The organism is Streptomyces sp. MBT53 (genome assembly GCF_016654115.1).
GTDB lineage: Bacteria > Actinomycetota > Actinomycetes > Streptomycetales > Streptomycetaceae > Streptomyces.
Genome location: NZ_JAEQAZ010000297.1, coordinates 1 through 11,211, shown reverse-complemented (window position 1 = coordinate 11,211; position 11,211 = coordinate 1). Strand labels below are relative to the sequence as shown.

The window sequence follows — 11,211 nt, the reverse complement described above, 5'->3', positions numbered from 1 at the left end:
TGGTGTAGCGCGCTACACCATGCATCCGGGAGAACGGTCCCTCGTGACGGCGAGCGCGCGACGGAATCGTAGAGGCCAGAGATCACGCCCCTCCGATCCTCCCCTCCGCCCCACCGATCCCCGAAGGAAATCCCGTGAAATCGCTGCTCGCCGCCGTGAAGTCGTTCATCGCCAACCTGCTGCTGTGGTCGTTCTTCATCGGCGGCCTCGCCGCGAGCACGGCCTCCGGCGCCGTGCTCGACGGTACGGCGAAGACCGCGGCCACCTTCGCCGGTATCGCCGTCTCGCTGCTGACGGGCTCGCGTATCGCGAAGAAGCCGAAGATCAAGGCGTTTCTGTCGAAGACGTCGACCCTGTGGTTCCTGTTCCTGTTCAACGGCGGTGTGGCCGTGGTCAGTTACTTCGCCATGGACGGCGCCAAGGGCATCGCGACGGCGGCCGGAATGGGCCTGGTCTCCCTGGGCGCGGCGGGCGGCCTGATCTCCAACCTCCGCAAGGGACCGGCCAAGACCTCGCCCCACCCTTCGACGGACGAGCCCTGGGCCTGACGGTCCGATCCGCACCGCAGTCCCCCACCGAACCTGCTCCGATCCGAAAGGCTTCCCATGACCACGCATCGCCCGCGCATCCGCCGTACGGCCACCATGGCCACCACAGCCGCAGCCATAGCCCTGACGGCCGGACTCCTGACGGCCTGCGACCCGACCGACACCTCCGACGCCTCCAACTCCCTGAACTGTCTGAAGAACTGGAACACCATCTCCGACAGCCTCAAGGCGATCCACGACGCGGGCGTCGACGCGGCGAAGGATCCGACCCGCACCGACGAATCCATCACGACGATCGACAAGAACCTCGACAAGATCAACGCGGACTCGGACGACAGCAAGATCAACAAGGCCGTCGACGATCTGGACAAGGCGATCTCCGACTACAACAAGGCGATCCTGAACGGCGATACGAACCCGGATTCCAGCAAGATCGACGCGGCAGCGGACAGGCTCAAGAACGTCTGTACGTCATGACGCGACAGCGGACGTGGCTCTACAAGTCACCGTTGGGCCACTCGCTTCTTTGCCAGTGTCGGGCTTCCACGGACCAAGTAAAGGGCGCTCCGCTGCGCTACGCGTCGGCTACGCCGATGACCCTCCGGGTCACCCTTGACTAGGCCCGCTCCACCCCGTCTTAGAAGCGAGCGAGCAGCCCAGAAGAACGGGGGCCCAGGTACGTCCGCCCTTCACCTGGGCTGCGTCCGCACCCGGCGGAGAGGGACGCATCAGCATCTCACCAGCACGCCGGGCCGGCTCAGCGGCCAACCCTGAGTGGGCAGACCCGAGGACCAAAGTCGTGGAGGGGACTTTCGCGCGGGTCCTGACCCCGTCTGAGATCGCGTCCCGTGAAGTGGTGTAGCCGGGCAGGGTTCCGGAACGCGCGGGTGTCTGCCCGGGGCGTGCATCTGCCGGCGGGGCGTGCTCCCTGAGCAAGGGCAGGCCATCGCGCAAGTCTCCTTGGTGAACGGGCAGTTCGACCGGAGGAGCACGCGATGGCCTTGTCCCAGTCTGAGCTGATGCGGCTGCTGGAGTCACTACGTCGGGCCGACGGAACTGAAGCAATCAGGGTGGTGTGCGAGCGCATTCTGCAGGAGCTGATCGAGGCCGAGGCCACCGATGTGATCGGTGCCGGGCCGCGTGAGCACACCGAGACGCGCACGACCTGGCGCAATGGACACCGGGAGAGGCTGCTGACCACGCAGGCCGGTGACCTGGACCTGAAGATCCCGAAGGTGCGCAGCGGGTCGTTCTTCCCGTCGCTGCTGGAACGCCGGCGGCGGATCGACCGGGCTTTGTTCGCCGTGGTGATGGAGGCATACGTGCACGGCGTCTCCACCCGCAGCGTGGATGACCTGGTCAAAGCACTCGGCGCGGACAGCGGGATCTCCAAGTCCGAGGTCTCCAGGATCTGCGGTGAGCTGGACGAGGAACTGACCGCGTTCAAGGAACGGCCGCTGGAGCACACCGTCTTCCCCCACGTCTTCCTGGACGCCACCTACTGCAAGGCCAGGGTCAACCACCGGATCGCTTCGCAGGCCGTGGTCATCGCGACAGGCATCTCCGCCACCGGGCACCGCGAGATCCTCGGACTGATGGTCGGCGACAGTGAGTCGAAGCCGTTCTGGACGAAGTTCCTGCGCAGCCTGCGGGCCCGCGGCCTGGACAACGTCCAGCTGGTCATCTCCGACAGCCACAGCGGTCTGGTGGCCGCGATCCGCACCGTTTTCCTCGGCTCGGCCTGGCAACGCTGCCGGGTTCACTTCGTCCGGGACGTGTTCTCGGTGATCGAGAGGGGTTCCGGGGAAATGGTCGCCGCCACCATCCGCACGATCTTCGCGCAGACCACCGGCGAGCAGGTCCGCATCCAGCTGAACGTGGTCGCGGACATGCTCGGACGGCAGTTCCCGAAGGTCAAGACGATGCTGCTGGACGCGGCAACAGACATCACCGCGTTCGCCGACTTCCCGCCGGCGCACTGGAAGAAGATCTGGTCGACCAACCCGCTGGAGCGGCTGAACCGGGAGATCAAACGGCGGGCCGACGTCGTCCAGGTCTTCCCCAACCCCGCCGCCCTGGACCGGCTCGCCGCCGCCGTCCTGGCCGAACTCCACGATGAATGGCAGGTCTTCGACCGCCGCTACCTCTCCGAAGCCTCCATGGCCGAACTCTTCAGCACCAAGCCAGCCCCGCCCGAACAGCAGATCACCCCGCAACCGGAATCGAAACAGCTGCCGTGACTACACCACCCCACGGGACATGACCCGAGGCCGCCCCATGGTGGCTGCCTAAAGCCTCGTAGGCCGTCGGCCCCCGGCCCAAGAGGGTGAACGTCCAGTGCTGGACTCGACGGGCGTCGAGCCGCCCGATACCGGGAGGGAGAGGCTGTTGGACTGACCGGCGGGGTGTCGCGGTGCGGGTTGGTGGCCTAGCTGCTGGAGGTCGTGAGCCCTGGGCCACAGTCCAAGAGATCGACACGGGCAGCATGGAGTCGTGCTGGATCTGGTGCACATCCGGGGCTGCTGGCTGCGCCGCGACGGTGGCGCCCCGGACCGGACCGGCCGAAGGCCGCACGCCGGGCCGGGGTGCGGTAGCCGTCGCGGCGGCGCGCCGAAGGCGCGCCCTGGAAGAAGTAAAGCCAGATTCCGCCACGTCCCGAACGGCCGACCGTTCAAGAAGTAAAGCCAGATTCCGCCACGTCCCGAACGGCCGACCGTTCCCGTCTCCCGATGGGCGCACGGCGCGAGGTATCACCGGCCGATCAGGGACGTTTGGTCCACCACTGACAGACAGCGTGCTTCCCTCTCTCCCGGCATGCCCTCGGATGCCGGGAGAGCCTGGGTAATTCGGTTGCGTGAATGCAGCCCGTCTGATCCGTGCACCCTGAGCTGGCTTTTCCCGATTTCGCTCTGGCTGTTTTAGATGGGCAATCACGCCGGAAACTTAGGGGCCACTTACGGTGCTAACTCCTATAATTGCAAGGCAAGTTGAACGCGTCCAACCGGGGCGCGTCTGAGATGAACGCCCTAGGAGCGCTGAGGAGAACCCATGAACACCCGCTACCTGATTTCCGATTTGAGGCTCTGGAGGCCGCGTCATGTCTGCCGAATCCGGCAACGAAACCAAAACGGAAACCCGCCTGCCTGCCGTGTCGTCCGCTCCGGCCGAGCGTACCGGCGCGCTGGCACGCGAACTACGTCTGCAAGATCTTTCAGAGGCGGACCGTGACCTTATACGGCTCGTCAATGATCCGCTCTTTTCGCGCTGGAAGGAGCAGATCAAAGCGATTGGCGGTTGCGCCAATCCGATCTACCTGTCCGGCTCGACGGTCATCCGCCATGCCGTCACGGGTGAGGTGATCACGTCCTACTCGACCGCCGGAGAACCGGGTGAGCGGCTGGCCGTGCGCTGCCGTAACCGGCGTGCCTCGGTGTGCGAGCCATGCTCTCGCCTGCATGCCGGGGACACCTTCCAACTCGTTCGTGCTGGCCTGTCCGGCGGCAAGGGCGTGCCTGATGCGGTGAGTGATCGATTCCGACTGTTCGTCACCCTGACTGCTCCGTCCTTCGGGCCGGTGCACCGGGTGCTGGACGGGGAGCGCTGCCGCCCTCGCCGGGATGATCCACGATGCGAGCATGGGTGGCGGCTCGGCTGTGGCTTGATGCACACCGAGGATGAACCCGTGGTCGGCCTTCCGCTGTGCCCTGACTGCTACGACTATCCAGGGCACGTGTTGTGGCACGCGCACGCTGGGAAGCTGTGGGACCGGTTCACCACAGCCGTACGCCGCCACCTTGCCTCGGCCGGTGGCATACCGCGCACCAAACTCAGCGACCATCTGGTGGTGTCCTTCGCCAAAGTCGCTGAGTTCCAACGGCGCGCGGCGATCCACTTCCACGCGGTCGTGCGTCTGGACGGTCCGGAGGGGCCCAGCTCACCAGCTCCGGAATGGGCGACCGAGGAACTGCTCCTCGATGCGGTCGAGCACGCTGCTGCGTCCAGCTTCGTCACGATGCCTGGCTCGGGCGCCTACGGCACGGAACGAGTCGGCTGGGGCGGGCAGTTCGACGCTCATCCCATTGGGCCGGTCTCCGATGGTGACGTGCCGTCAGATTCAGCTGTGGCTGGGTATGTGGCGAAGTACGTGACCAAGGGGGCGGCGGAGACTGCGGCCGGACTGGACTACCGGGTTACTGGCCTGGAGGACATCCGTGCGGCGGTCGTGAACAGCCACGTACGGGCGTTGATGGGTACCTGCTGGCGCTTGGGCGGAGTGGCCGAACTGGAACACCTCGGGCTTCGCCCGTGGGCTCACAGCCTTGGCTACCGGGGCCACATCCTCACCAAATCCCGTCGCTACTCCACCACGTACGGAGCACTGCGCGAGGAGCGCTCCGACCATCGCAGGGGCGATGCCAAGCCCGATGGTCCGGAAGTAGTCACGGAGTCGGCCTGGCGCTACGTCGGCTCCGGCCATACGCCTGGTGCGGCTGGCCTTGCTCTCGGAATTGCCGAAGATCACGCGCGCAATCTCCAACTGGCCAGGGAGGCACGGGATGACCCGGACCAGTGGGGTGAGTGGCCGTGAGTGATGCGAAGAAGGGGAGGGGAGTGCGGTGCGCTAAAGGGCTGACGATTCGCGTTTATCGAGTAAGTGAGAAAGGGGAGCGAAGGCTCGTACGAGTGAAGAAGTTCTGACGCAAAGGAGCCCCGACCTGCTGAAAGGGTCGGGGCTCCTTGTATCCTCAGAAACCAGTCTTGAAGGCGTCCGCTCGGATTACCAGTCGCTCTCTCACGTCTTCAGGAATCAGTAGATCCGCCTCAAGCTCGTTTGACTCGTTGTAGCCCACTTCGAATTTGATCCCTGCGCGTATGAGGTCATGGGACATGCCTTCCATGCCGCCAGCCTCCCACTGCTGCCGGTAAGTGCGACCGCCGTGAACGAGTACCCACCGGTCCTTGGCGCTCTCCGGATCGATGTCATCCATCTGCTTGAGCAGGGATTGAAGAGTTTCTTCTGCGGTCTCTTTGACGAACTCACCTCGGTCGAAGCGACCTCCTGGGGCGAGGCCTTCCATGTAGTACTTGATGGACGCTTCCAACTGCCGGAGCTGATCCCGCATTTCCGCGCCACGGGCGTACTCCCTGTACTCGATGGCGTGATCCCCAAGCTCCTCAAGTACGGCGTCCACGAGAGCTGCGTAAAGCCCTTGAGGGTCTGCTCCCTTGCCCCCGCATACGCGGCAGCGAAGGTACTTGTACCGAACTCCTCGGCTGGTCGACGTTCGTACGGTGTAGTTGGTCTTGCAGTTGCGGCAGACGATCACGCCGAGGAACTTGGTTGCCCCTGCCGTCCACGGAGTCTCATTAGTTCTGCTGGCTCGGTCCAGGGCGTCCTGTAGCTCGTCGAACTCTTCGCGGGTCAGGATGGGGTCCGCCACCTGAATTGGATTTCCCTTGGCGTCGAGAACTTCCTGCGAGCGCTTCCGCCCAGACCTCCCGGCGACTTCAACCCGAAGTCCTTTGATTGCCGGATTACGGAGCTGAAGCAGGAGTGTGGTTGACGTCCACTTTCCTCCGTTGGATCCCGGGATTCCTGCGCGGTTGAGAATCTTGGCCATCTTTGAGGCAGAGACACCGCGCATTGCCGCTCGGTAAGCCCAGCGCAAGACCCTGTGGCCGACAGGGGCAATCACGAGGCGGACCTTTTCACCCTTGTCCTTCTCTGTCGCGTATCCATACGGGGGACGGCCGATGATCCAGGTTTCCTGTGTCTTCGCGTGCTGCCACACAGAGGCAACCCGGATTCCGGTGTTCGCCGCCTCGATCTCGGCCATACCAGCAATGAGAGAGACGATCGTCTTGCCTATCGTGCTGGAGAGGTCGATGGGGTCGTGAAGGGACTTGAGGTTCTTCCCGTACTCCTGGCACCAGTTGATGATCACCTGTAGGTCCAGGATGCGGCGGACGAAGCGGTCCAGCTTCCAGAACATCAGGACGTCGAACTCGGGGGAGCGGTCGTTGAGCCACTTCCCCAGTTCCCTGCGCTTCCAAGGCGGGACCTTGGTCGCCGACACGTTCAGGTCCCTGGCGACCCCTACGACTCTCACCCTGTCGTCGTTCGCCTTGCGCCAGAGGTCTAACTCCTGGCGTACCGGCGATGTTGTGTCGTCGGTGAGGATCGACAGGCGCACAGAGAGCAGTGCGCGCGGAGAGTCCTCCGGGAGTTGCTCGTTCAGGGACTTGAGGTGCGCAAGCTCGGCCAACTCGCCCTCTGTCCAAGGGTGTTCACGGCTCACTGTCGCAGTCGTCATGTGACCAGCGTAGAGCTGTTGTCACCTCAGATACATGTGGCCGCAGCTGTACTGGAACATCGGCTTCGCCCCCGCCGACTACGCGAAGCTGCTGCCCTGGTGGGCGGCGGTCGCGCGCGGCTCGAAGACGAAGCTGTACCTGGGCGAGGCGCTCTACAAGGCGGGCGACCCGGCGCAGCCCGCGGCCTGGCAGGACCCGGCCGAACTCTCCCGGCACCTCACCCTCGCCGACCGCTACCCGGAGGTCGGCGGGCATGTCTTCTTCGCCGCCCGGGACGTCGCGGTCGACCCGGTCGGGGCCATGGCACGGGTGGTCGCCGACCACTACGGGCAGCCGGCGAAACCCCCGCGCTGATCTACCGTTCCGTGTCCTGGTGCCTGACCTCGCAGTCGGGGCCGGGTGACATCACGGCCTCGTGCCCGTCGGGGAAGCGGACGCGGTAGGGCGGGTTGCCCTCCGTGCCCATCACCTCGACGACCTCCGAGACCTGGTCGTGCACGCCGACCACCCTGCCGTGCTGGACGAGCCTGTCGCCAACGGTCGCACGCATCTGCAGCGCCTCCTCACCGAGTCCGGGAGCAGCGGTCCATGCCTTTCGAGTCTACGGCGGCCCGCCCGGCCGGGACCGGGTCGCGCACGCCCCTCAACTCCGGGCGCGCTGGGTAACGGCGATGCACACCAGCACGGCCGCCGCCGTCAGCGGAGCGGCCACCGGCAGGTGCTCGCCCAGCAGGAACACCGACCACACCAGCGTGAGCAGCGGCTGCGCCAACTGCAACTGGCTGGCCTTCGGGACCCCGATCGCCGCCATGCCCCGATACCAGACGACAAGTCCGAGGAACTGCGAACCGGCGGCGACCCACAGCACCCCGGCCACACTGTGCGCGGTGAGCTGCGGGGTGTCGTACGACAGCGCGATCGCGGCGGCGGGCACGCTCAGCGGGAGGCAGAGGACCAGGGCCCAGGCGATGACCTGCCAGCCGGGCATCACCCGGGCCAGCCGGCCGCCCTCGGTGTAGCCGGCCGCGCAGACCAGCAGCGCGGCGAGGAGATACAGGTCGGCGCTGGTCAGCGCGCCGCCGCTCTGCTGGATCGTGAAGGCGAGCACCGCGCCCGCGCCCGCCAACGCGGCCGTCCAGAAAGTGCGCGAGGGGCGGATGCCGGTGCGCAGCGCGGACATCGCGGCGGTGGTCAGGGGCAGCAGGCCGACGACGACCGCGGCGTGCGCGGTGGTCGACGTCTCCAGTGCGAGCGTGGTCAGCATCGGGAAGCCGACCACCACTCCGGCCGCCACGACGGCCAGCCCGGCCCAGTGCCGGCGGGCGGGCACCGGCACGCGCAGCGCCAGCAGACAGCCGCCCGCCATCAGCGCGGCGAGGACACAGCGCACGGACACCAACGACCAGGCGCCGAAGCCTTCGAGCCCCCACGCGGTGGCGGGGAAGGTGAGGGAGAAGGCGATCACACCGAGCGCGGCGAGGACCGTACCGGCGGGCACCTTCGCCGCCGTTGCCGTCCCGGTGGTGGCGGGGGCGGTGCTGACCGCTATCGGGCTCGGTGCAGTAGCGCTATCATGTGCTCTCATGCAAGAGCGTAGCAGTGTCGGTGAACTGGCGAATCATCTACGACGTGAACTCGACCGCTACTCTCCTGGTGGAAAGCTGCCGTCGAGCCGGGCGCTCGTCGAGCGGTTCCGGGTGAGCCCGGTGACCGTCTCGCGCGCCCTCGCGCAGCTGACCGCCGAGGGACTGGTGGTCACCCGCCCCGGCGCCGGCGCGTTCCGGGCCACCCCCCGCCCCGAGGCCGCCGCCACGGGAGACACCTCCTGGCAGGAGGTCGCACTCAGCGCGGACGGTGCCGTCGACGTCGTACCGCGCACGGTCGACGCGTCCGCGGTCCTGGCCACGCTCGCCGCCCCGCCGCCCGGGGTGATCGAGTTCAACGGCGGCTATCTGCACCCCTCCCTCCAGCCCGAGCGGGCGATGGCGGCGGCCCTGTCCCGGGCCGGGCGGCGCCCCGGCGCCTGGGGCCGGCCGCCGATGGAGGGCCTGCCGGAACTGCGCGAGTGGTTCGCACGCGGCATCGGTGGAGCCGTCACCGCCGCCGACGTCCTGATCAGCGCGGGCGGCCAGACCGCGCTGACCACCGCACTGCGCGCCCTGGCACCCCCGGGTGCCCCCGTCCTCGTCGAATCACCCACCTATCCGGGCATGTTGGCGATCGCGCGGGCGGCCGGTCTGCGCCCGGTCCCCGTCCCGGTCGACGCGGACGGCGTACGTCCCGCCCTGCTCGCCGACGCGTTCCACGCGACCGGCGCCCGGGTCTTCGTCTGCCAGCCCCTCTTCCAGAACCCGACCGGCGCCGTCCTGGCCCCCGCCCGCCGCCCCGAGATCCTGCGCATCGCCCGGGACGCGGGCGCGTTCGTCATCGAGGACGACTTCGTACGACGGCTGGTGCACGAGGACGCGGGCCCGCTGCCGCCCCCGCTGGCCGCCGACGACCCCGACGGAGTCGTCGTCCACGTCGGCTCCCTCACCAAGGCCACCTCACCCAGCTTCCGCGTCAGCGCACTCGCCGCGCACGGACCGGTACTGGAACGCCTGCGGGCCATCCAGGTCGTCGACACCTTCTTCGTCCCCCGCCCGCTCCAGGAAGCGGCCCTCGAACTCGTCGGCTCACCGGCCTGGCCACGCCATCTCCGCGCGATCTCGGCCGAGTTGAAGACCCGTCGGGACACCATGACGGCGGCCCTGCGCCTGCAACTCCCCGACTTCTCCCTCCCGCACATCCCCTCCGGCGGCTACCACCTCTGGCTCCGCCTCCCCGCCGGCACGGAGGAGCAGTCCCTCACGACCGCGGCCCTCCGCGCGGGCGTCGCCCTCACCCCCGGCCGCCCCTACTTCAGCGCCGAACCCCCGGCCGCCCACATCAGGCTGAGCTTCGCGGCGGTCGCGGGGACGGGGGAGATCACGGAGGGGGTACGGAGACTGAGGGCAGCATGCGCCCCGTAGGGGGCGCGGGGCGGTGACATTCTGCGGCTCCGCCGCGTGGGCGCGCCCGGCCCCCACCGGCCCGCAGGATGAAAACCACTCGACGCCCACGTTCTTGGCCTGCGATTCTCCCGCCATGAACGACATCCCCAGCCTCCCCGACGGCTACGAATTCTCCGCCGACACCACCCGCGTCGACCTGGACCGTACCTACCACTGGCTGTCCACCGACGCCTACTGGGCGAAGGGCCGCCCCCGCGAGCAGCACGACCGCGCCGTCGCGTCCTCGATGAACTTCGGGGTCTACGACACCGCTTCGGGCGAGCAGGTCGCGTACGCGCGCGTGGTGACCGACGGCGCGCTGTTCGGATGGCTGTGCGACGTGTACGTGGACACGTCGGCCCGCGGCAAGGGCATTGGTACGGCGTTCGTCGCCGCCGTCCGCGAGGAGCTGCGGCCGTTCGGACTGCGCCGGATCCTGCTCGCCACGCACGACGCCCACGGGGTGTACGAGAAGGTCGGATTCAAGCCACTGGAACGGCCCGACCAATGGATGGCCCTGTATTTCGAGTGACTTGTCCGCCTGGTCCTGACTTCGAAGTAAGGTTTCGCCCACCCTGGGTAACTCTCACCCGGCCCCCCTTGACCTGCGTACTTCGGCGGATCACCATCGCCGCATGCAACTTCGGGTCACGTTCGTCGCCGCCGCGCGCAGCTCCCCGCTGCTCGCGGAGCGCTTCGAGGACGACCGGCCGCTTGACCAGGCGGGCTGGGACGAGGTGCAGCGCGCCGCCCCGATTCTGCTGCCGCTCGCGGCGGCGGAGCTGCGCTACTGTTCGCCGACCCCGCGCAGCCGGACCACCGGCGACGGCCTCGGTTACACCCCGCTGGTGCAACTCGCCCTGCGGGACTGCGACATGGGCCGCTGGCGCGGGTTGACGCTCGGCGAGGCGATGGCCCGCGAACCGGCACTGGTGGACGCCTGGCTCGCCGACCCGCGCTCCACCCCGCACGGCGGCGAGTCGCTGCTCTCCTTCATCGCCCGGGTGGGCGGCTGGCTGGACACCCGGCCCGTCGAGGACGGCGGCCGGATAGTCGCCGTCGCCGAACCCTCCGTCATCCGGGCCGCGTTGGTCTACGCCCTCAAGGCCCCGCCCTCGACCTACTGGAACCTCGATGTACGCCCCCTGTCGACCACCACGGTCGTCGGCAGCGCGGGCCGCTGGAACCTGCGCTTCGACGGGGCGGCGGTCCAGTCGAGGCGGGTGGTCTGAGCCGCCGGCCAACTCGGGGGAAAGCAGGCGGAGTTCAGCCCACGCGCAGGTAGTCCGTGCTGAGCACGAGATCCTTCGCGGGCC

At 67.7% G+C, this 11,211-nt stretch carries 10 protein-coding genes and 1 pseudogene; 8 read left to right on the top strand and 3 right to left on the bottom strand.

The window, feature by feature from the left end; genetic code table 11:
- Positions 1-134 precede the first annotated feature (134 nt).
- The 4 genes from JHN45_RS48670 (at position 135) to JHN45_RS48655 (ending at position 5,136) form a co-directional block, all read left to right on the top strand.
- Positions 135-548: a hypothetical protein gene (locus JHN45_RS48670; RefSeq protein WP_200717765.1), complete on the top strand. Its 414-nt coding sequence runs from the start codon at positions 135-137 to the stop codon at positions 546-548.
- Between the two features lie 57 nt (positions 549-605).
- Positions 606-1,025 (top strand): hypothetical protein, encoded by a 420-nt coding sequence (locus JHN45_RS48665; RefSeq protein ID WP_201055887.1) that lies wholly within the window; start codon positions 606-608, stop codon positions 1,023-1,025.
- 518 nt (positions 1,026-1,543) lie between these two features.
- On the top strand, positions 1,544-2,788 hold the full coding sequence (locus tag JHN45_RS48660) for an IS256 family transposase (protein WP_201055886.1): 1,245 nt from the start codon (positions 1,544-1,546) through the stop codon (positions 2,786-2,788).
- A gap of 857 nt (positions 2,789-3,645) precedes the next feature.
- Positions 3,646-5,136 (top strand): replication initiator, encoded by a 1,491-nt coding sequence (locus tag JHN45_RS48655; protein WP_236584940.1) that lies wholly within the window; start codon positions 3,646-3,648, stop codon positions 5,134-5,136.
- A gap of 157 nt (positions 5,137-5,293) precedes the next feature.
- On the opposite strand, the gene JHN45_RS48650 is transcribed toward JHN45_RS48655, so the two are convergent.
- The gene (locus JHN45_RS48650) at positions 5,294-6,862 is read right to left on the bottom strand and encodes a recombinase family protein (protein ID WP_201055885.1); all 1,569 of its coding nucleotides are present in this window, start codon (positions 6,860-6,862) and stop codon (positions 5,294-5,296) included.
- Between the two features lie 31 nt (positions 6,863-6,893).
- Between JHN45_RS48650 and JHN45_RS48645 the strand changes: the two are divergent.
- Positions 6,894-7,217, top strand: a pseudogene (locus JHN45_RS48645) (hypothetical protein); the annotation flags it as partial.
- 1 nt (position 7,218) lies between these two features.
- Here JHN45_RS48645 and JHN45_RS48640 read toward each other — a convergent pair.
- Positions 7,219-7,413, bottom strand: a complete 195-nt coding sequence (locus tag JHN45_RS48640) for a DUF1918 domain-containing protein (RefSeq protein WP_200714460.1) — start codon at positions 7,411-7,413, stop codon at positions 7,219-7,221.
- 93 nt (positions 7,414-7,506) lie between these two features.
- Positions 7,507-8,448 (bottom strand): DMT family transporter, encoded by a 942-nt coding sequence (locus JHN45_RS48635; RefSeq protein ID WP_201055884.1) that lies wholly within the window; start codon positions 8,446-8,448, stop codon positions 7,507-7,509.
- Between JHN45_RS48635 and JHN45_RS48630 the strand changes: the two genes are divergently transcribed.
- The 3 genes from JHN45_RS48630 (at position 8,447) to JHN45_RS48620 (ending at position 11,127) form a co-directional block, all read left to right on the top strand.
- A complete protein-coding gene (locus tag JHN45_RS48630; protein WP_201055883.1) occupies positions 8,447-9,874 on the top strand; it encodes a PLP-dependent aminotransferase family protein in 1,428 nt (475 codons plus the stop codon). The genes JHN45_RS48635 and JHN45_RS48630 overlap by 2 nt on opposite strands.
- A 115-nt stretch (positions 9,875-9,989) precedes the next feature.
- On the top strand, positions 9,990-10,427 hold the full coding sequence (locus JHN45_RS48625; RefSeq protein ID WP_200717721.1) for a GNAT family N-acetyltransferase: 438 nt from the start codon (positions 9,990-9,992) through the stop codon (positions 10,425-10,427).
- A gap of 103 nt (positions 10,428-10,530) precedes the next feature.
- Positions 10,531-11,127 carry a histidine phosphatase family protein gene (locus JHN45_RS48620; protein ID WP_201055882.1) on the top strand — a complete coding sequence of 199 codons (597 nt, stop codon included), beginning with the start codon at positions 10,531-10,533 and terminating at the stop codon, positions 11,125-11,127.
- Positions 11,128-11,211: the final 84 nt, after the last annotated feature.

Excerpts from the sequence above, each read along its gene's own strand:
- JHN45_RS48650 (WP_201055885.1), bottom strand. The coding sequence starts at position 6,862 with ATGACGACTGCGACAGTGAGCCGTGAACACCCTTGGACAGAGGGCGAG.
- JHN45_RS48665 (WP_201055887.1), top strand. The coding sequence starts at position 606 with ATGACCACGCATCGCCCGCGCATCCGCCGTACGGCCACCATGGCCACC.
- JHN45_RS48625 (WP_200717721.1), top strand. The coding sequence starts at position 9,990 with ATGAACGACATCCCCAGCCTCCCCGACGGCTACGAATTCTCCGCCGAC.
- JHN45_RS48660 (WP_201055886.1), top strand. The coding sequence starts at position 1,544 with ATGGCCTTGTCCCAGTCTGAGCTGATGCGGCTGCTGGAGTCACTACGT.
- JHN45_RS48640 (WP_200714460.1), bottom strand. The coding sequence starts at position 7,413 with ATGCGTGCGACCGTTGGCGACAGGCTCGTCCAGCACGGCAGGGTGGTC.
- JHN45_RS48630 (WP_201055883.1), top strand. The coding sequence starts at position 8,447 with ATGCAAGAGCGTAGCAGTGTCGGTGAACTGGCGAATCATCTACGACGT.
- JHN45_RS48655 (WP_236584940.1), top strand. The coding sequence starts at position 3,646 with ATGTCTGCCGAATCCGGCAACGAAACCAAAACGGAAACCCGCCTGCCT.
- JHN45_RS48635 (WP_201055884.1), bottom strand. The coding sequence starts at position 8,448 with ATGAGAGCACATGATAGCGCTACTGCACCGAGCCCGATAGCGGTCAGC.
- JHN45_RS48620 (WP_201055882.1), top strand. The coding sequence starts at position 10,531 with ATGCAACTTCGGGTCACGTTCGTCGCCGCCGCGCGCAGCTCCCCGCTG.